Below are 19,707 nucleotides of genomic sequence, written 5' to 3'. Positions count from 1 at the left end.
GGCCGGTGCACTGCCGTTTCCGGAATGTCCTGTGTTCCGGGCCCTCGCTCCCCTATTTCGCGGTGAAGCCGTAACAGGCGATGCTCGCATACTCCTTCGGGCCCTTGACGTGCTGGAAGAGCACCGTCCAGTTCCCGGGGTCGTTGGCGACGGGGATGCCGTCCGCATAGGGCTTGCCGTTGACCGTCTGCTTGAAGTCGTCGGGGTAGGTCAACTCGACGGACGAGGTCCCGTAGCCGTCGCTCTTGGCGATGAGGTCCACGGGCTTGCTGGTGTAGCCCAGGCCGAGGTTCTGCTGGCGCAGGCCCTCGAACGGCTTGCCGGTCTTCGCGTCGATCTCGTGCGGAGGCTTGACGGACACGGAGACGTAGTAGGACTTGCCGAGCTCGGGCGCGACGTACTTCAAGCGGAATGTGGCCTTCACCTTGCCGGACATCACATTGATGTCGGGGTTCTCGGCGTTCACGACCGAGAACTGGAACTGCGGGGAACGCTCCTCCGCAGGAAGCTGACAGGCTCCTTCGCCGGGGCTGGAGCCCTCCTGCGGCGTCCAGTAGTCGCGGTTCGGAGCGGTCGCCTCGAGGTAGGCGGGCTCCTTCCCGGCCGGACCCGACGGAGCGCCGGAATCGGCCGCGGACGGCGAGGACGACGCCGAAGGCTTGGCGTCCGCCGTACCGGCCGTCTTCTGCCCGCCCTGCTTGGAGTCGTCGCCGGCCGCCTGGACCGAGATCGCCACGATGACCCCGAGCACGACCGAGGCGGCGCAGACCGCGAGCAACAGCTTCGTGCGCGGCCGCTGGGGCGCTGGGGACGGAGGCGGCACCGGGAGGGCCCCGGGAGCCGGAGGCGTCCCGGGCGCCGTGGGCGCGGCGGGGAATGCGGCCGGGGAGGCGGCCGGGGGCGCGGCCTGGGCGGACATCACCGTCGGTACGTAGCCGGGCGACGGCGGCGCCCCGGGCCCGCTGCCCGCCAGCTCCTGGTACACCGGGTCCTCGACGAGCGCGGAGGTCACCGCGCACCGGCTGATGATCTCGGCGGGGGTGGGCCGCTTCGCCGGGTCACCCGCCACGCACGCCCGAACGAGCTCCGCCAGTGCCGGCTCGACCCCGGCCACGTCGATCTCGCCGTGGACGACCCGGTACGTCACCGACTCCAGCGAGCCCTCACCATAGGGCGGCCGGCCGGTCGCCGCGGCGGCGACGGTCGCACCCAGCGCGAACACGTCGGCGGCGGCCGTGACGTCGTTGCGGGTGATGATCTCGGGGGCGGTGTAGCCGGGCGTGCCCGGCGCGGTCCCCGCCTGCGTCAGGGCGGTCTGCTCGGCCCCGCGGGCGATGCCGAAGTCGATGAGCTTGGGCCCGACCGCCGACAGGATGATGTTGTGCGGCTTCAGGTCCCGGTGCATCACCCCGTGCGCGTGCACATCGGCCAGCGCCTCGGCGAGCGCGGCGAACAGCCGCGAACACGTGGCGGCGGGGACCGGTCCCCGCTCGCGTATCGCCTCGATCAGCGTGGGCCCGGGCACGTACTCCGTGGCCAGCCAGTACGGCGCCGCGTCCAGCGAGGCGTCGATCAGGTTCGCGGTGAACGCACTGCGCACGGCCCGTACGGTCGCCACCTCGCGCCGGAAGCGCGCCAGGGCCTCGGGCGACTCGGCGAAGTCCTCCCGAATGACCTTGATGGCCAACTGCCGCCCCCCGGGCGACCTCCCCAGATACACCTGTCCCATTCCCCCGGCCCCGATCCGGGCGAGAACAGTGTGCGTACCGATGCTTGCGGGGTCCTGAGGGCGTAGTGCTTCCACGGGTGGAGACTGTGCCACAGCCACCCGATGCCCGACCCACCCTCCGGGGCAACCATCAAACGTGAGTACGAATACTCACGACCCTCCAGTCCCTGAAGTGACACACTGTCACTCCAGGCCGGATGCATGAGGGCATCCACCTGACTGCCAAACAGAATTATTCCTGGGGGAAGGCACCGCCATGTCTGGGGGATGGGACATCAAGCCCGCCGGTGTACGAGCGGTGGTCGGCCGGACGGCGGACGTCGCCGGAAAGCTCGGCGATCAGGCCACGTCGTACGGCAATCACGCGCAGTCCGCCGGCGGCCACGCCGGTGCCCTCGTGGGCCCGTGCGACGCCAGCCAGGGGCTGGTGGGCCTGGCCCTGGCGGCATACACCCAGCACGCCACCCCGGAGCTCGTCTTCATCGCGGCGCGGGCGAGGAAGTCGCTGCAGGGCGCGATGGACGCGACGGGCCACTACGAGGAGGGCGACCTGGAAATGGCCGCGAACACACAGCGAACGGCGTGTCAGGCCCCCACCCCGGAGGAGCTCAAGGCGGTCACGAAGGGGAGCGAGAAGTGAACAGCTCCCCGATCGACCCGATATTCATCCCCCACTTCACGGGCGACATCGGCGCCCTGGAGAAGGACGTAGCGGCCCTGGCGAAGGACGCCTCCGACATCCGCACCACGGGCGCGGACACCCACTCCACTTTCCAGGGCCTGTCGTCCTGCTACGTAGCCCCCGAGGCCAAGCAGCTGCTGGACTCCACCCTCCCGGTGAGTCAGAGGGCGGACCAATTCGCGGACAACCTCGAGAAGGTGAAGTCCGCGCTGTCCGAGTACGCGACGGAGATCCGCCCGATCGTGAAGGAGCTGGACCAGCTCCGCGAACAGGCCGTTGCGTTCCGCGCGGACATAGGCGACAGCGACCGCTGGCTCAAGGACCAGGGCAAGGTCGACCGCAACAAGCACCTGATCCAGGCGGTGGCGGTCGCCCAGGAGAAGTTCCACGCGGCGGAACGCACCGCGTTCAACAAAATCACCGGCCTCTTCGACAAGAGCCTCCAGCTGACCGTGGACGACGGCACCCACAAGAAGGGGATGTACGGCTACAAGCCGAGCGACGCGGGGAAGGCAGAAAAGACCCCTTGGGGCACGGTCGAGGGCCGTGACTACGACGGCCTGGAAGCGGTCTGGCACTGGACGTCGGACAACGCGACCGGCCTCGTCAAGGGCTTCTTCGTGGACGGCGTAGGGGCCGCCGCCAAGGGGCTCTTCACCCTGGCCAACTTCACTGACTCCGAAAAATGCGAGGAAGCCTGGCGCAACCTCGGCACGGTCGCTCATGGCATCGGCCTGTACGCCACGAAGCCGTTCGACATGGTCTTCGACCAGACCATGCTCAGGGACAAGGACAGCGCCGACCAGATCCGTGCGAAGAAGGCCGCCAGAGAGTTCGGCAAGTCCTTCGTCGCCTGGGACCAGTGGCAGAAGAACCCGGGACGCGCATTCGGAGCAACCGCCTTCAACGTGGTCACCCTCGCTTCCGGCCCTCTCACGAAGGCCGGCATGGCAGGGAGAACGGGCGCAGCCGGCACAGCCGCCGGTGAAGCCAGTGCTGCCGCGAGGGCGGCCGCCGCGATCGGCAAGGTCGGCCTCTACAGCGACCCCGGGACGTATGTCTGGAAGGCCACCGGGCTGGGCGTGAACGCGACGAAAACCGCGATACCGAAGATCGGCGACCTGGTGTCCGAGCTCAAGCCGAGCCTGGGCCGGACGTCCGATCACACCCCGACATCCCTCAAGTACGACGCCGCAGACGGCACCACCAGGTACCTGGACATCGACGGCACCATCCGCAACGCCAAGGAAGTGGAACAGCCCGGCTCCCAGGCGCGGAAGGAACCGAGCAAGCACGACCTGCCCAACGTCAAACCCGAGGACGTGCCGCCGGTCAGGAAGCGCGAGAAAATCCTCGAGGGCGCGGGCGGCCCCAGCCGCGTGGAGAACGTGGCGGGCCACTCGAGCTCGGCGCACCCGGGGGACGGGACACACCCGACGGGCGGCCACGCCGCGGACCATCCCACCGGTGGCGGCTCGGGTTCGCACACGCCGTCCGGTGGCGGCCACGGCACCCCGGCACACTCCGGTCACAACACGCCGGGTACGGGCTCGGGCCACGGCGGTCACGACACTGGCGGTCACGGCGTCCACGACGCCGATGGTGCACACGCCCAAGAGGCGAGTGGACCCTCCGACCATGCCGCCGACTCCGGTGGGGCCCATGGCTCCGACGCCACGTCGCCGCACGGCCATGACGGTAGTGGCCAGGGCGGAAGGGGTAGCGGGCCGCGAGGCGTGCAGCTGGATCCGCAGCCGGGTTGGCATGGGGAGAGCGCCGGCAAGATGCGGCACTACCGGTTCCCCGCAGAATCCGTGAGTCATCTGAGCCCTGCTGAGCAAGTTGCCGCCCTTGAGCAAAGGACCGTGCAGCTGGCTGACGAGGCGCTGCAGGAGCCACTGACTGAGGCGGAGAAGAAGGCCAAGGCCAAGCAGAAACAGCCTAATCCCGGGGAGAACAAGCTCGTCGAGGCATGTGCGGGAAGCCTGCTCCACGACAACGTGATCACCTCCCACACCAGCATGACCAAGATGAGTGGGCAGGCGATGCCTGACACTCATCCGGTGCTCAAGGGTCTGCTCGATAGGATCAAGGCTCAGAGCGACGCCGGGGTGATACCTCCCACAGGCTCTGGGCATGGGAAGTGCGCCGAGATCGCGCTCATCAACGACCGGATCAAAATGCTGGAAAACAATGGTGTGCAGATACGGACTCTCGACGACGCCAAGCGGGAACTGGAGGGCGCAAAGATCCACACCCGGAAGATCGGAGACTTCGTTTCCAGGAAAACGGGTGAGGTGATGCAACGCCATGGCGATTACCTGCCACCTTGCGGTACGTGCACTCACATCCTTCCAGAGCTTGGGATTCTCCCCGTATAAGGGTGAGCGGTTGAAGAAGGGATTCGTTCTGTGACACTGAGCAAGCACACCGCTGAGGTTGCCGATTGGCTTACCTCAAACGGCTGGTCTCCCAGCCGCGACATCGGTTCGATGGCTGATGATCTTATTCGGATCAGAGTCGAGGATGCCGCGCGTCAGGGCTGGCATCTGGGCGACCTCGAGACGGCGACCCGCTTCATTCGTTCCTACGGGGAGCTTGAGCTTCCGTACCCGTGGGCGCCACTTGAAGCCGCTTTGAAATTCGACCCGACAGCAGGATACGACGGGGACGTGGAAGCGTTCGATGAACTTGCCCAAGGACTGGGCAAGAAGATCTTCCCGGTAGGCTACGAAACTCACGAGTTCGGGATCTGGCTCGTTGACGAGATCGGTCGATTCTTCTACCTACATCACACCGGCGGTTACTTTCTGGGCGAGAACGAATACGAAGCGTTTGATCGTGCGTTGAGCGGAAAGTCTCGCCCTGATGCGGAGGATTTCTTTGTCTGACATCACTCCATCCGTGGCTGCTTCCTTGCTCGTAAAGGGCACGATCGTCAGTCTCACAAGCCTTTTCGGCGAGGGCGTCCCCCAACTGCATCCGGCCGTGCAGGAATTCCTTGACAGCCTGCCGGCCGACCAGCGCGAGCGCTACATCGGAACCTGTGCCGAGTCCGCCCTCGTCTCCGACCAGTTTCGGGCGCTGGACTCGGAGCGTCACGACGGCCGTACCACCACCCTCGCGGAGGCTCTGCCTCACTTCCAGGGAGCGATCATCATGTCCCGGAAGATCCGGCCCGATGGTGATCCCGAGCACGGTCAGCCGACTCGGCCTTGCCGGTCCTGTACGGCGTTGTTGGAGGCGCTCGGGGTACAGATCCACGAGCCTGCTTGATCGCGAGCCCGGACGCAGGCTCCTCCTCTATGGTGAGCGGCGGCGTTCATCCGAACATCCCACCCCGCGAGGAGGGCAGGACGTGCCCGAGCTCAACTGGATCCCGGCCACCGACGACGAGACGGTCACCGAGTATCTGGAGGTCGCCTTCGGTGACGACGGCAATGTCTACATCCGGGAGAACATCAACCCCGGCAAGGTCGTCGTGACCACGGACGCCAAGTGGGACGCCTTCGTCCTCGGCGTGAAGGCCGGGGAGTTCGACCACTTCGTCGAGGGCCTTGAGGGCCTCGACGACTGACGGCCCTCAGGCCCGGTCGTCGTCATCGACCTCCTCCCGCTTCGGCGACTTCGACGACTTCGGCTTCGACGGCTTCTTGTGCTTGCTCGACGACGGTGACGGCTTCACCGGCTTCGGCCGCCTCGTCTCCTGTGCGGGACCGGCGTCCGGGTCGAGGTCGGCATGCGGAGCGGTGCTCGGCGCCTGGGCCGGGCGCGGGCTGTCGGAGCCGCTGTCGGACTCGAACAGTGACGCACCGATCAGCGCCGCCGCCACGAAGGCCACCACGCCGGCCGTGGCGCCGAGCAGCACCTTTCTCTTCCGGTTCGCCGCAGGAACCGCCGCGTAGGTCGTCGTCCTCTCCTGCCGCGCCGCCGGTGGTGGCACCGCAGGCGGCGCGAACGGCGCCCGCGGCAAGGGGGCCGGTGCGGCAGGCCGGGCGAACGGCGCCTGCGGCATCGCGGCCGGCGCGACGGGCGGCGCGACGGGCGGCGGCAGCGGCTGGGGGGTGTCCTGCCAGGACGAGCCCGCGAAGAAGTCCGCCACCTCCTGCGCCGACGGCCGCTCCTCCGGCTGCTTGGCCAGCATCCGCAGCAGATACGCCTCGAAGGCGTACGGCACCTCGCCGCGCCGCAGCCGCGGCGACTCGGGCGGGGTGTCCACGTGCATGTAGAGCAACGTGGTCGGGCTGTCCGACCAGAACGGCGGCCGGCCGACCAGCAGCTGGTACAGCACGCATCCCAGCGCGTACACGTCCGACTCCGGACCCGCGGTCCGGCCCAGGGCCCGTTCGGGGGCGAGGTACGTGCTCGTACCGACGATCTGGCCCGCCCGGGTCAGCCCGGCCGAGGTCTCGTCGACGAAGCGGGCGATGCCGAAGTCGCCGATCTTCAGCGCGCCGCTCGAGGCGTCGACCATGAGGTTGCCCGGCTTCACGTCCCGGTGGACCACACCCTGCCGGTGCGCCGCCGCCAGGCCGGAGGCCGTCTGAGCGGCCAGGTCGGCGACGCGCGGCACGGCGAGCATGCCCTGCGCGGACAGCTCGGCGGCCAGGCTCGGCCCCTTGACCAGCTCCATGACCAGGTAGAAGCGGCCCTCCCACTCGCCGAAGTCGTACACCGCGACGACTTGAGGGTGATTCAGGCGGGCGGCCGTCTGCGCTTCCATCCGGAAGCGGATCGCGGCCGACTCGTCGCCGTCGTCGCCCAGCAGCAGCTTGACCGCCACCTGACGGCCCAGCACTTCGTCGTGGCCCTGCCAGACTTCGCCCATGCCGCCCCGGCCGAGCGGCTCCCCCAACCGGTAACGACCGGCAACCAGCACCCGTACCACCCTTGATCTCGACCCATGCGCCGATCACGAAGAGTACCCACCGAACACACTGTCGTTTGAACATCTCCGCGCCCCCCTGCCCCACCGAACATTGCTCGGCGTCCATACGCGTGATACACAGAGTCACCCTAGGGCTCCCCACTGACAACAGGGCTTCGCCGCAGGTCAGAGCGGTACCACCGCTCACCCATACGGGTCCCGACAAAAATTGCCGCCAAATCGACATGCAAGGGCGGCATCGTCGGCGAAGATAGGTCCTGACCTTTGCCGTGCGGCAGAGGGGATACAACAACCCATAAGGGGCGGTGAGTTAGAAATGTTTTTGGCTGCCGGCAAGGGCGACATCAACCTCATCATTGGGGGAATCGCCCCGAAATGGGGTCCATTTGGCCAACTCGGCCAGGAGGCCCGCGTGATGATCGAGGTCATCATGGCAGCAGCGATCCTCCTGTGCCTGGCGATCGCGATCTGGGGAGCGGCGAAGCAGCGGATCGGCGCCACGGCGCTTCGCGACACCTTCAGCGCGGAACAGGGCAAGGGCCTGATCGTCGCCGGTCTCACCGGTGTGTTCATCATCGGCTCGCTCGGCACGTTGTTCACGATCGTCTACGGCATGGCGGTCTGAGCCGCCCCACGCGCCCCCCTTCCGCCCCCGTCTGCCCCACCGCGCATCGCCCCCGCGCAGACCCCCTCGTCCCCGAGTCCCCCCGCACCGAGGCTGCCACCTGATGCCCCCTCACTCCCCCTCGTCCTCCCCCCGGATTCCCTTCACACCGCTACCGTCATATACGGGCGGCAAGCCAGCCACGACGTATGAGGGAGCAGGCGAGCGATGAGTCTCGGCGACGACGGCTACGGCAGTGGCGGCGATCAGCACGTGACGCGTACGCGGCTCCCCGAGGGCGAGGTCGACCCGTACGCCCCACCGCGGCGCGGTGGCGGCCGCGGCGGGCGCGCGGGGCGGTCCTCCAGCCGGAGCCTGATGACGGTGGTCGGCGTCGTCGTGCTGCTCATCGCCGCCATCGCCTTCGCCAACAGAGGCGGCGGTTCCGGCTCCGGCGGCTCGGAGGGCGGCGGCGACGGCGGCAAGGGCGCCCGCAGCGAGGCGACCGCGCCGTCGGGCGTCAAGCCGGTGGACGGCAAGACCGGAGGAATCGCTTCCGGGTTCGCCCACTCGGAGCAGGGGGCGCAGTCCGCGGCGGCGAATTTCGCGGTGGCGTTGGTGTCGGCAGACATCCTCAAGCCGGAGAGACGGCACGCGATCGTTCCGCAGATCTTCGTCAGCGACAAGGTCACCGAACTCCAGGGCAAACTCGACGCCGCCTACTCGAAGGACTTCTTGTCCAAGCTCGGACTGAACGAGAAGGGCGAGGCCGCCAAGGGCATGATCTACGTGTCGCGCACCGCCCCCGTGGGGACCAAGGCCACGGCCTACAGCGATGCGGCCGCATCCGTCGAGGTCTGGTGCACAGGAGCGTTCGGGACTGCCGGGACGAGCTCCACCAACCCGGTGGCCAACGACTGGTTCACCATGACCATCAACCTGCGCTGGGTGAACGACGACTGGAAGGCCGAAGGCTTCTCGCAGAAGGACGGCCCGGCCCCGGTCAACAGCGACAGGACCGCATCCAACGCCGATGAGATCGCGAAGGCAGTCGAGCAGTACGGAGGGTTTACTTATGCCCGGTAAGCCCCCCCGACGCAGCCTTCGGCTCGCCGCTGTCCTGACCAGCGCCCAGGCGAGCCTCATCCTCCTGGCGTCCCGCGCCGTCGCCGCGCCGTCGCCGCCTCCTTCCTCCCCGGGTGCGTCTCCCGGCGCAACGCCCACACCGACGGGAACACCGAACGCGACACCGACGCCGGGCCCGAGCGCGTCCGCCAAGGACAACTGCGACCTCATCGTCGGCCCCGCCAAGGAGTACTGCCAAGGCGGCAAAGGCGGCAGCGGCGGCTCCGGCAGTGTGACGCCCCCCTCCGACCAAGCCGCCCTCGACCCCCTCGCCTCCCTGGCCAAAGGCTGTGCCGACGCCGGCTCCTGGATCATCGGCAAGCTCTCCGAGGCCATCCGCTCCACCGGCAACGTCGACTTCACCAACGCGCCCTTCCTCCGCCAGTACGCCGTCGTCTTCGCCGCCTCCACCATCCTCACCCTCGTCCTGTGGCTGCTGGCCGTGGCCAAGCGGGCCGTACGGGGCGTGCCCGTGACGGAGGCGATCACCGAGGCCGTGGGGTTCCTGTGGCTGACGGTGCTGGCGTCCGCGTTCACCCCCCTCGTGCTCTACACCGTCGTATCGGCCACCGACGCCGTGACCGACGTCATCGCCAGCGGCTCGGGGGTCAACAACGACGCCTTCTTCGGCGGCTTCGCCGAGGCCCTCAAGAAGGGCGAGGGCATCGGCGGCGGGCCGATCATGCTGATCGTCGTCTCCCTGGTGTCCGTCCTCGCCGCCGGCGTGCTCTGGCTGGAGCTGGTCATCAGGGCCGCCCTGCTCTACGTCGGCGCGCTGCTCGGCACGGCCGTGTACTCGGGGCTCGTCGACAAGAACATGTGGGGCCACGTGCGCCGCTGGGCCGGGATCATGATCGCGGTGATCCTGGTGAAGCCCATCATCATGATCGTGCTCGGTCTCGCCGGAGCGCTGTCCTCCGGTGACGGGCCGACCGCCTTCTCAGCCGTCGTGTCCGGGCTCGCGATCATCATTCTCGCGATCTTCGCCAGCGCGATGATCTACCGCTTCGTCCCCGGCTTCGGCGACGAGATCGTCAAGAGCCGCAACGCCAGCAACGACGCGGCGTCCCGCCAGGCCGCCGCCGTGATCTCCTCCCCCGCCGCCCTCGTCAAGCAGGGCATCACCACCCACAGCGCCCGCGGCAACGGCGGCGCTCCCCAGCAGGCCCGACCGGCCAACCCCGTCTCCGGCGGTGTCGCCGCCCACAGTGCCCGCCCCGCCGCCACCGGCGGCGGCCACGGCGGCAATGGAAGCGCTCCCTCCGCAGCACCGGCCCCCGCGCCCCGCGCACAGAACAACAGCACGAGCAATACATCCGGAGGTGAGCGGAGTTGACGGTCCCGGCCCAGTCCCAGCCGATCGCGGCCCGCCGTACGTATCTGATCGGCCGTGCGCGCCCCAACGCGGTCGTCGGCAAGAACCGCGAGACCGGCGAGATCGCGCTGATCATCGCGGGCGCGTTCCTGGGCATGATGTCCGGGCTGCTGGTGCCGATCCTGCCCCTGCGGATCCTCACCCTCACCGGCTTCCCGGCGTTGGCGCTGGCCGCCGTCTACGTGCCGTACAAGAACCGCACGTTCTACAAGTGGTTTGAAATCAACCGGTCGTACAAACGGACGCTGCGCCGGGGCACGACGTACCGTTCCGGCACCATGGAGGCGGGCACGCGTCTGGACGGACGCGAGGTCGAGGTGGGTCCGCCGCCCGGCATCGGGCGGATCAACTGGCTCTCGGCGCCCTTCGGGCCCGACGAGATCGCCGTGCTGCTGCACGCCGACCGCCGTACCGTCACCGCCGCCATCGAGATCGAGGGCCCGGGCGTCGGGCTGCGCGACTCGGAGGACCAGGAGGCCCTGGTCGAGCGGTTCGGCACGCTCCTGAAGCATGTCGCCAACGGGGACGGCTACGTCACCCGCATCCAGATGCTGGCCCGTACGCTCCCCGCCGACCCCGACGCGCACGCCAAGGACGTCGAGCGGCGCGGCGACGGCACGGCGCCGGAGTGGCTGAAGGATTCGTACGACCAGCTGCAGTCGATGGTGTCGACGTCCTCGGAGCAGCACCGCGCCTACCTCGTCGCCTGCATGCATTACGGCCGTGAGCTGGCCGCCGAGGCGCAGGCCATCGCCCGGGCGTCCCGGCACGAGGGCGGCAAGCGCCGGCTGGACCGCGACGCGGGACTGGCCGTGGTCATGGCCCGTGAGCTGACGGATATCTGCGCACGACTGGCCGAGGCGGACATCCGGGTGCGCCAGCCGCTCGGGCAGGGCCGGCTCGCGTCGCTCGTGCACTCCATGTACGACCCGGACCACCCCATCGACCACATCCAGGCGATGACGAAGCGGAACGCCTGGCCGGCGGAACTGGACGCCATGGAGGCCACCTTCCTCCAGGCGAAGACGCGCGAGTCGTCCACGCGCGCGCCCTGGTGCCACTCCACCGCGTGGGTGAAGGAGTGGCCGATGACGCCGGTGGGCGTCAACTTCCTCGCGCCCCTCCTCGTCCACACCCCGGACGTGATCCGTACGGTCGCGGTCTGCATGGACCTGGAGCCGACCGACGTGGCCATCGAGCGGATGCTCACCGAGAAGACGAACGACGACGCGGACGCCTCCCGCGCCGCCAAGATGAACCGGGTCGTCGACCCGCGCGACGTCGCCCACCACTCCCGCGTCGACCAGCGCGGCGAGGACCTCGCCAGTGGCGCGGCCGGCGTCAACCTCGTCGGGTACATCACCGTCTCGTCCCGCTCACCGGAGGCGCTGGCGCGCGACAAGCGGACCATAAGAGCGTCGGCAGGCAAGAGCTACCTCAAGCTCGAATGGTGCGACCGCGAGCACCACCGGGCGTTCGTCAACACGCTGCCGTTCGCGACCGGCATCCGACGATAGGGGCAATGCCGTGCTCGATCCGCTCGCCGCCGTCACCGACGCGTTCACCAGTTTCCTCTTCGGAAAGGTCGAAACCACCCGGCTGCCCGTCCGTACCTCCACCGGTCAGGCGCAGGCCGTCTACCTCCCCACCGCGGCCCCCGGCCTCGGCGACTCGGGCGTGATCATCGGGCGTGAGGTCTACTCCGGCAAGGGCTACATCTACGACCCGTTCCAGCTCTACGGTCAGCAACTGCCCGCCCCGCACTGGCTCGTCCTCGGCGAGTCCGGCAACGGCAAGTCCGCGCTGGAGAAGACGTACGTCCTGCGCCAGCTGCGCTTCCGCGACCGGCAGGTCGTCGTCCTGGACGCCCAGGGCGAGGACGGCGTCGGCGAGTGGAACCTCATCGCGCAGCAGCTGGGCATAACCCCCATCCGGCTCGACCCGACGGCCGCCCTCAACGGCGGTATCCGGCTCAACCCGCTCGACCCGGCGATCACCACGACCGGCCAGCTCGCCCTCCTCCGCACGATCATCGAGGTCGCCACCGGCCGCGGCCTCGACGAACGGGCCGGCTTCGCTCTGAAGGTGGCACACGCCTACGTCAACGACACCATCCTCGACCGCCAGCCGGTCCTGACCGACATCGTCGAGCAACTGCGCCACCCCGAGGCCGAGTCCGCCGAGTCGATGAATGTCGACATAGACGATGTAAGGGCCTGGGGCCTGGACGTGGCGCTCGTCCTGGACCGGCTGGTCGACGGTGACCTGCGCGGCATGTTCGACGGCCCCACGACGGCCGGCATCGACCTCGACGCCCCGCTGATCGTCTTCGACCTCTCCCACATCGACCGCAACTCCATCGCCATGCCCATCCTGATGGCGATCGTCGGCGTCTGGCTGGAGCACACCTGGATCCGGCCGGACCGCAAGAAGCGCATCTTCCTGGTGGAAGAGGCCTGGCACATCATCAACTCGCCCTTCGTCGCCCAGCTCTTCCAGCGCCTGCTCAAGTTCGGCCGACGGCTCGGCCTGTCCTTCGTGGCGGTGGTCCACCACCTGTCCGACGTCGTCGACGGCGCAGCCGCGCGGGAGGCGGCGGCGATCCTGAAGATGGCCTCGACGCGGACCGTCTACGCCCAGAAGGCGGACGAGGCCCGGGCCACGGGCCGGGTGCTGGGCCTGCCCCGGTGGGCGGTCGAGATCATTCCGACGCTCACGCCGGGCATCGCCGTCTGGGACGTCAACGGCAACGTGCAGGTCGTCAAGCACCTCATCACGGACGCCGAACGCCCGCTGGTCTACACCGACCGGGCCATGACGGAGGACGGTGACTTCGCGCGCGAGCTCGCGGCCGAGGCGGCCGCCGCCGAGCGGGCGGCCGCGGCCCTGGACGCGCGGTTAACTGACGAGCCCTACGGGTCCGAGCCGACGGTGGCGTGACGTGGCCCCCATACGGGACCGGGAACCCGCACCGGAACGTGGAATTCCGGATGGCCTCCTGGTCAGCATCCTCGCCTTCCTGCTGGGGCTGACCCTGCTGGTCTGGACGGCGACCGGCCTCGCGGCCCTCCTCGCGCACGGCGCCTGGCCGGAGGGCGTCTCCCTCACCCGTACGCCCCAGGCCCTGCGGCACCTCATGACGCAGCCGCGCGACCTGCCCGCCGCCTGGTCGGAGACGTCGCCGGACGAGCTGTCGGGGTACGGGCTGTTCTGGGGGATCCTCGTCAGCGAGGTCCTGGTGACGGTGGTCCTGATGACCTTCGTGATCGGGACGGTGGCCCGGTGGCGGGGGACGCGGGCACGGAGGCAAGGACAGCTGGGGCAGGGGCCGGGACAGGGGCCGAATCAGGTCCAGGCCCAAGCCCAGGCCCAGGCCCAAGCCCAGGCCCAGGCCCAGGCCCAGGTCCAGAGCCAGGCTCACGGCGGAATTCCCGGCCAGAGCCAACCGGCCGCAGGAACGGCACCGATGGCGACGGCCCCGGCGCCAGGCGGCCCCGCCCCGGGCCTATGGCACGCGCCGACCGCAGCAACCGCAGCGGCGGCGACCTCAGCAGCACCACCGGCCGCGGTCACCGCCACACCCCCCGAAGCGCCGGCCCCGAGCTCCCCCCGCCCCCAGCCTCCCGCCCCCGCCCCCGAGACCCCCCGGCACCTCGTCTACACCACCGAGCGCCGCGGCCCCGCCACCCGCGCGGTCTTCGAGGCCACCGGCCCCGTGCTCGTCGTCACCAGCGACCCCGGGCTCTGGGCCGACACCAAGGCGCCCCGCGCCAAGCTGGGCCCGGTCCACGTCTTCGACCCGGCCCACCTGCTCGACACCCCCGACCGCCTCCGCTGGAACCCCACCACCGGCTGCGAGTCCCGTGCGGCGGCCGCCTCCCGCGCGGCAGCCCTGCTCGCGCCCGTACGTCCGCTGAGCGCCCTCGACTCGGCCACCGCCGACACAGCCGAGACCCTGCTGCGCTGCTGGCTGCACGCCGCCGCTGTGGACGGCCGCCCCTTCCGCCAGGTGCACCGCTGGGCACAGGGCACGTCGGCCCATGAGCCCGTCCGCATCCTGCGTACGAACCCCAAGGCCACCGGCGGCACGGCCGGCGAGCTGGAGTCCGCCCTCACCGGCCATCCCGAGCGCCGCGACATGGCCCAGGAGTTGGCGGCACGGGCCCTCGGCGCGCTCGCCTCGGTCCACATCCGCGACGCGTGCAACCCCAATCGAGCCAATTCGTCGGCATCGGAATCATTCATCGCCGAAGGGGGAACGCTGTACGTGGTGGGTGAGGCGATTGAGGATCCCCGCACCCGCCCGGGTGCGATGCCGCTGCTCACCGCACTCGCCTCGAGCGTGGTCGAGCGCGGCCGCCGCATGGCCGAACGGTCATCCTCCGGCCGGCTCGACCCACCACTCACCCTCGTCCTCGACGACGTGGCTGCCGTGGCCCCGCTCCCCGCCCTCCCGGAGCTGCTGGAGAGCGGGGAGGCGCAGGGCCTGCCCACCTTCGCCCTGATGCGCTCCGAGGAACAGGCCCGCGCCCGCTGGCCCCGCCACACCCTCTCGCCCCGGTAGGGCCCCGGCGCGCTGATGCGTCCGCGGGGGTCAGAAACCCGCCGCGGCGATGATCCGGTCGACCACCGGATTGCGCTGCTCGCTCTTCGCGTCCGTGGCGTTGACCGAGTAGACGAGCGTGCGGGAGAGGTCCTCGGTGGCGCCGAAGCCGTTGAGGTAGCCGTAGCGGCCGCCCGACTTGCCCCAGACGACGCTGTCACCGACCTCGATGCGGCTCATGCCGCTGGAGTGGGACGCCTTCCCGCCGTCCTCGTACGAAGGGACGTCAGGGACGGTGAACATCAGCTTCAGTTCGGGCTTCGGCACGATACGGCCCCGGAAGAGCGCGGCCGTGAAGCGCTCGAGGTCGGCGGTGGTCGTGATCAGATCGCCGGAGGCCCAGGTGATCGACTGGTTCCACTCGGTGACGTCGACGAGCCCGGCGGAACCGCCGGGCCCGCTCACCCTCTGGTAGCCGCGCGTGTGCCGGCCCCGGATCGTCGGGTCATCGCCCGGGCTGTACGTGTCCGTCAGCCCGGCACGGCGTACGACACGGTCCTGGATCTGGCTCTCGTACGAACGGCCGGTGACCTTCTCGATCAGCAGGCCCAGCACGTTGTAGCCGATGTTCGAGTAGTGCTGCCGCGTCCCCGGAGTGAACTCCATGGGCTTGCCGAAGCCCCGCCGCACCAGCTCCCGGTGGTCCCAGCTGGTGAACCGGTGCGCGAAATCGGAAGCCTGGGAGCCGTCGGCGCTCGGCAGGCCGCTGGTGTAGTTCAGCAGGTGCCTGACCCGGACGTCCGGGTAGCGGGCGGGCAGCAGACCCGGCAGGTACTGCTGCACGGTCCCGTCGAGGCTCAGCTTCCCCTCGTGCACGAGCTGCAGCACGACGGCGGCCGTGAACGTCTTGGTGATGCTGCCGGCCCGGAAGCGCTCGTCCCCCTTCGGAGCGCGGTGCGTCCGGATGTCGGCTTCGCCGGAGGTGCCCTGCCGGCTCTCCTCCTTGCCGCCGAGCCGCACCTGCGCGGCGGTGGCGACCGCCGGGTCCGGGAGCCCGGCTATGGCCTTGCGCAGTGCGTCCGAGGCCGACGGAGTGAGCTTCTGCGCGTGCGCGGGCGCGTGCCCGGGCGCTCGTTCAGCGGCCTGCGCGGCAAGCGACGGAGCGACCGCACCTGCGCTCATGGCGACGACTGCGGCGGCGATGACGACGGCTCTCACAGGGCTTCGGTGCACGACGGGTTCCCCCAGGTCTCGATGGAGCACTTGCTGACGTGCTCCATCCTGGAGACCGGCGACGCCCGGCGAATCGCCGACGCGAGCGGTTCCACGGCCCGTCCGTATCCCTCGCGCGAGGGATACGGACGCGCACGGCCTCGCGCCGGACAGCCGGGGTCAGAGCCGACCGGGCGCGATCAGGCCGGTCTCGTACGCGCAGATCACCGCCTGTATGCGATCGCGCAGCCCCAACTTCGACAGCACATTGCTCACATGGGTCTTCACGGTGTGCTCGCTGACGACCAGCTCGGCCGCGATCTCCGCGTTCGACATCCCCCGCCCGAGCAGGACGAGCGTCTCGCTCTCGCGCGCGGTCAGCGCCCCCAGCTCGGGCGAGGGCCCGCGCTGCGGACCGCGCCCGACGTAGTCCGCGACCAGACGCCGGGCCACCGAGGGCGCCAGCAGCGAGTCCCCCGCGACCACGACCCGTACCGCGTGCACGAGATCGTCACGGCGTACGTCCTTCAGGGGAAAGCCGCTCGCGCCGGCGTGCAACGCCTCGTACACATAGTCGTCCTGATCGAACGTCGTCAGCATGACGGCCTTGGTCCCGGGTTCCGCGCAGATCTTCCGGGCCGCCTCGATGCCGTCCATGCGCGGCATCCTGATGTCCAGCAGCACGACGTCCGGCGCATGACGCCGCACGGCCTCGACCGCCTCGACCCCGTCGCCGGCCTCCGCGACCACGTCGATGTCCGGCTGCGCCACCAGGATCATCGCGAAGCCGCCGCGCACCAGCTCCTGGTCGTCGGCCACCACCACACGGATCGTCAACTTCGCACCTCCGAGCGCTCCGAGCCAGAGGAGAACACGACGGGCAGGTCCACGGCAACGCGGAACCCCCGGCCGCCGGGCCCGGGCCCCGCGGAAGCCGTCCCGCCATGGGCCGCCGCACGCTCGCGGATGCCGATCAGCCCACGGCCGCCTCCGGCGCCCGTACGCCCCTCCCGCGCACCCACGGCGTCGTCGACCGTGTCGTTCTCGACAGTGACGCCGAGACGGCCGTCCGGCGTCCATGTGAGGCGTACGGACACGGTCGAGGCGTCGGCGTGCTTGAGCACGTTGGTGAGGGCCTCCTGGACGACCCGGTACACCGTCACCTGGACGTCCGGGGCGAGCGGTCGAGGGTCCCCGTCCACCCCGCAGGTCACCGAGAGCCCGGTACGCCGGACGGCGGCGACCAGGTCCTCGATCCCGGCCAGCGTGGGCTGCGGGCTGCGCGATCCGCCGGGCTCGCTGCCATCCGAGGGATCGTCCCGGAGCACGCCGAGCATCCGGCGCAACTGCACCATCGCGTCCCGCCCCGCCCCCGCGATGGCGTCGAAGGCCGCCTCCGCCCGCTCGGGATCGGACCGTACGACCAGGGGCCCCGCCTCGGCCTGCACGATCATCAGGCTCACGGCGTGGGACAGGATGTCGTGCATCTCGCGCGCGATCCGCGCCCGTTCCCGCTCCGCCGCCCGCTCCGCCTCCACCTGCCGCGCCTTCTCCAGCTCGGCAGCCCGCAGTTCGACCGTCTCCGTGTAGGCCTGACGGGTGCGGGCCAGCACCCCGAGCACGTACACCATGCCGAAGAGGAAGTAGGAGAAGAGGTACTCGCGGGCCGTGTTCGTCTTGAGGGCCACGGCCACCGCGACCAGCGGAAGGCCGAGCCCGATGGTGAACCGCCGCTGCCGGAGCCCCGCGTGGGCGGCAACGCTGAAGATCGCCACCACCGGGCTGTACGGCATCGGCTGCCCCGGCCCTTCCAGCGGCAGATAGACGAAGCCGGCGGCCGTGATGCACAGCAAGGCGGTGAACGGCGCCCGCGTACGCCAGAGCAGAGGCAGCACGGTCAGCGTGGTCATGCCGTACATGGGCCAGGTGGCGGGCGGGGCGTCGGCCGGGCGCGGTACGACGAAGGGAATCGTCACCGCGGCCTGGACGACGGCGGTGATCAGGGCGTCGACGGCCCACGGGTTGGAAGGACGGAGCCGGAGTATCAGGGACGGCATCCGGCCCTCGGCGGCCGGGCGGCCCGAACGGCCGTGACGATCTGGTGCATTCACCGATCCTCGCGTGCCCGAATGACGCGGACAACGCCTGCACGCGCGATTTCGCTCAGCACGATGTCGCTCAGCACGTTTTCGCTCGCCACGCGGCGGGCAGTGGGCAGCGCATGATGGAGGACGCCCGAACCATCGTGATCGCCATGGGTACGGACGAGGCCACGGCCGTGCTCCCCGCAGACCTACGCGCCCGGCTCGCGGAATTCGGTGTCGTGGCCGACCAGGACGAACTGGCCCGTGCCGACGTCCTGCTCACGGGCTGGGGAAGCCCCCGGCTCACGGAGCAACTCCTCGGCCGGGCCCCTCGGCTGCGAGCCGTCATTCACGCTGCCGGTTCGGTCAAATGGCTGCTCACGCCGGCCGTCTGGGAGCGGGGAATCGTCGTCTCGTCCGCCGCGGCCGCCAATGCGGGCCCGGTCGCGGACTACACCTACGCATTGATCGTCCTGGCCTCGAAAAGGGCTCTCCCCGCCGCTGCCGCGTACTCGGCCGTATCCCAGTGGCCGGACTTCCACGAACGCAGGGGCGCCGACGCCCGAACGGTCGGTGTCGTCGGGGCCTCGCGCATCGGCCGTCTGGTCATGGACCGGCTGCGCACGGCGGATGCCGGATATCGCATTCTGCTGTACGACCCGTATGTATCGGCTGCGGAAGCCCGGGAGTTGGGAGCCACGGCCGTCGATCTCGACACCCTGTGCGGCAACAGCTCGATCATCACCCTCCATGCACCGGAATTGCCGGAGACTCGAGGTCTGCTGACCGCGGCACGCCTGGCCCTCATTCCGGACGGCGGCACGGTCGTCAACACCGCGCGCGGCACGCTCGTGGACACGGAGGCTCTGGTGCGGGAATGCGCCTCGGGACGCCTGGCCGCCTTTCTGGACGTCACCGATCCGGAGCCGCTGCCGCCAGGGCATCCGCTGTTCGGAATGCCGAATGTTCTGGTCACGCCGCATATCGCGGGAGCACAGGGCAGCGAGGTCCGCCGGCTCGGCGCGTACGCGGTGGAGGAGGTCAGACGCTGGGTGCGCGGGCACCGGCTGCGGGGCGAGGTGCGGAGGGAGGACCTCGATCGCCTGGCATAACGCACCCTGAACGCACACGGAATCACCCTGAACGCAAAAATGCCGCAGGCCCCGAGTCAAAGACTCAGGGCCTGCGGCTTCACAATTTGTTCGGCGGCGTCCTACTCTCCCACAGGGTCCCCCCTGCAGTACCATCGGCGCTGAAAGGCTTAGCTTCCGGGTTCGGAATGTAACCGGGCGTTTCCCTAACGCTATGACCACCGAAACACTATGAAGTTAACCAACCCGGCATTGACACAGGTCGTTACTTCAGAACCTACACAGTGGACGCGAGCAACTGAGGACAAGCCCTCGGCCTATTAGTACCAGTCAGCTCCAACCGTTACCGGTCTTCCACACCTGGCCTATCAACC

17 protein-coding genes and 1 rRNA gene are annotated in these 19,707 nt (G+C 69.6%); 12 read left to right on the top strand and 6 right to left on the bottom strand.

Translation table 11 applies throughout. The features are described from left to right. Positions 1-52: 52 nt before the first annotated feature. On the bottom strand, positions 53-1,804 hold the full coding sequence (locus tag ACIGXW_RS07240; protein ID WP_399570905.1) for a serine/threonine-protein kinase: 1,752 nt from the start codon (positions 1,802-1,804) through the stop codon (positions 53-55). A gap of 181 nt (positions 1,805-1,985) precedes the next feature. On the opposite strand from ACIGXW_RS07240, the gene ACIGXW_RS07235 reads away from it, so the two are divergent. The 5 genes from ACIGXW_RS07235 (at position 1,986) to ACIGXW_RS07215 (ending at position 5,988) form a co-directional block, all read left to right on the top strand. After that, the gene (locus ACIGXW_RS07235; protein WP_071964958.1) at positions 1,986-2,369 is read left to right on the top strand and encodes a DUF6507 family protein; all 384 of its coding nucleotides are present in this window, start codon (positions 1,986-1,988) and stop codon (positions 2,367-2,369) included. Next, positions 2,366-4,792, top strand: coding sequence for a YwqJ-related putative deaminase (locus ACIGXW_RS07230; protein WP_399570903.1), 2,427 nt, complete (start codon positions 2,366-2,368; stop codon positions 4,790-4,792). The genes ACIGXW_RS07235 and ACIGXW_RS07230 overlap by 4 nt, the downstream gene beginning before the upstream one ends. Positions 4,793-4,822: 30 nt before the next feature. After that, complete coding sequence (locus ACIGXW_RS07225; RefSeq protein ID WP_399570901.1) at positions 4,823-5,302, top strand: SUKH-3 domain-containing protein; 480 nt, start codon at positions 4,823-4,825, stop codon at positions 5,300-5,302. Positions 5,303-5,315: 13 nt separating this feature from the next. After that, on the top strand, positions 5,316-5,687 hold the full coding sequence (locus tag ACIGXW_RS07220; protein ID WP_399570899.1) for a YwqJ-related putative deaminase: 372 nt from the start codon (positions 5,316-5,318) through the stop codon (positions 5,685-5,687). Positions 5,688-5,769: 82 nt separating this feature from the next. Further along, on the top strand, positions 5,770-5,988 hold the full coding sequence (locus ACIGXW_RS07215) for a DUF397 domain-containing protein (protein ID WP_071965917.1): 219 nt from the start codon (positions 5,770-5,772) through the stop codon (positions 5,986-5,988). Between the two features lie 6 nt (positions 5,989-5,994). On the opposite strand, the gene ACIGXW_RS07210 is transcribed toward ACIGXW_RS07215, so the two are convergent. Beyond that, a complete protein-coding gene (locus ACIGXW_RS07210) occupies positions 5,995-7,290 on the bottom strand; it encodes a serine/threonine-protein kinase (RefSeq protein WP_399570897.1) in 1,296 nt (431 codons plus the stop codon). 325 nt (positions 7,291-7,615) lie between these two features. On the opposite strand from ACIGXW_RS07210, the gene ACIGXW_RS07205 reads away from it, so the two are divergent. The 6 genes from ACIGXW_RS07205 to ACIGXW_RS07180 all read left to right on the top strand — a co-directional run bounded on the left by ACIGXW_RS07205 (position 7,616) and on the right by ACIGXW_RS07180 (position 14,967). Next, complete coding sequence (locus ACIGXW_RS07205; protein ID WP_071965919.1) at positions 7,616-7,924, top strand: hypothetical protein; 309 nt, start codon at positions 7,616-7,618, stop codon at positions 7,922-7,924. Between the two features lie 207 nt (positions 7,925-8,131). After that, positions 8,132-8,989 carry a hypothetical protein gene (locus ACIGXW_RS07200; RefSeq protein ID WP_399570895.1) on the top strand — a complete coding sequence of 286 codons (858 nt, stop codon included), beginning with the start codon at positions 8,132-8,134 and terminating at the stop codon, positions 8,987-8,989. Beyond that, on the top strand, positions 8,979-10,364 hold the full coding sequence (locus ACIGXW_RS07195) for a hypothetical protein (RefSeq protein WP_399570892.1): 1,386 nt from the start codon (positions 8,979-8,981) through the stop codon (positions 10,362-10,364). The genes ACIGXW_RS07200 and ACIGXW_RS07195 overlap by 11 nt, the downstream gene beginning before the upstream one ends. After that, positions 10,361-11,920 (top strand): SCO6880 family protein, encoded by a 1,560-nt coding sequence (locus tag ACIGXW_RS07190; RefSeq protein WP_360916889.1) that lies wholly within the window; start codon positions 10,361-10,363, stop codon positions 11,918-11,920. The genes ACIGXW_RS07195 and ACIGXW_RS07190 overlap by 4 nt, the downstream gene beginning before the upstream one ends. A gap of 10 nt (positions 11,921-11,930) precedes the next feature. Further along, entirely contained in the window at positions 11,931-13,343 is a 1,413-nt protein-coding gene (locus ACIGXW_RS07185) for an ATP-binding protein (RefSeq protein WP_399570890.1), read from the top strand. A 1-nt stretch (position 13,344) separates the two neighbouring features. Then, positions 13,345-14,967 (top strand): type VI secretion protein, encoded by a 1,623-nt coding sequence (locus ACIGXW_RS07180; RefSeq protein ID WP_399570888.1) that lies wholly within the window; start codon positions 13,345-13,347, stop codon positions 14,965-14,967. A 30-nt stretch (positions 14,968-14,997) separates the two neighbouring features. On the opposite strand, the gene ACIGXW_RS07175 is transcribed toward ACIGXW_RS07180, so the two are convergent. From ACIGXW_RS07175 to ACIGXW_RS07165, 3 genes are all read right to left on the bottom strand, one after another. Beyond that, on the bottom strand, positions 14,998-16,164 hold the full coding sequence (locus ACIGXW_RS07175; RefSeq protein ID WP_399570886.1) for a serine hydrolase domain-containing protein: 1,167 nt from the start codon (positions 16,162-16,164) through the stop codon (positions 14,998-15,000). A gap of 174 nt (positions 16,165-16,338) precedes the next feature. Then, on the bottom strand, positions 16,339-16,995 hold the full coding sequence (locus tag ACIGXW_RS07170; RefSeq protein ID WP_399570884.1) for a response regulator: 657 nt from the start codon (positions 16,993-16,995) through the stop codon (positions 16,339-16,341). Then, complete coding sequence (locus ACIGXW_RS07165; protein WP_399572452.1) at positions 16,992-18,215, bottom strand: sensor histidine kinase; 1,224 nt, start codon at positions 18,213-18,215, stop codon at positions 16,992-16,994. The genes ACIGXW_RS07170 and ACIGXW_RS07165 overlap by 4 nt, the downstream gene beginning before the upstream one ends. Before the next feature lie 197 nt (positions 18,216-18,412). Here ACIGXW_RS07165 and ACIGXW_RS07160 point away from each other — a divergent pair, with 197 nt between their 5' ends. After that, positions 18,413-19,354, top strand: a complete 942-nt coding sequence (locus ACIGXW_RS07160; protein WP_399572450.1) for a hydroxyacid dehydrogenase — start codon at positions 18,413-18,415, stop codon at positions 19,352-19,354. An 88-nt stretch (positions 19,355-19,442) separates the two neighbouring features. Here the strand turns inward: ACIGXW_RS07160 and rrf are convergent. Beyond that, a 5S ribosomal RNA gene (rrf, locus tag ACIGXW_RS07155) occupies positions 19,443-19,559 on the bottom strand. Positions 19,560-19,707: the final 148 nt, after the last annotated feature.

Source organism: Streptomyces sp. NPDC053079 (assembly GCF_044546695.1).
Lineage (GTDB): Bacteria > Actinomycetota > Actinomycetes > Streptomycetales > Streptomycetaceae > Streptomyces.
This window is presented reverse-complemented; position numbering and strand designations above follow the sequence as displayed.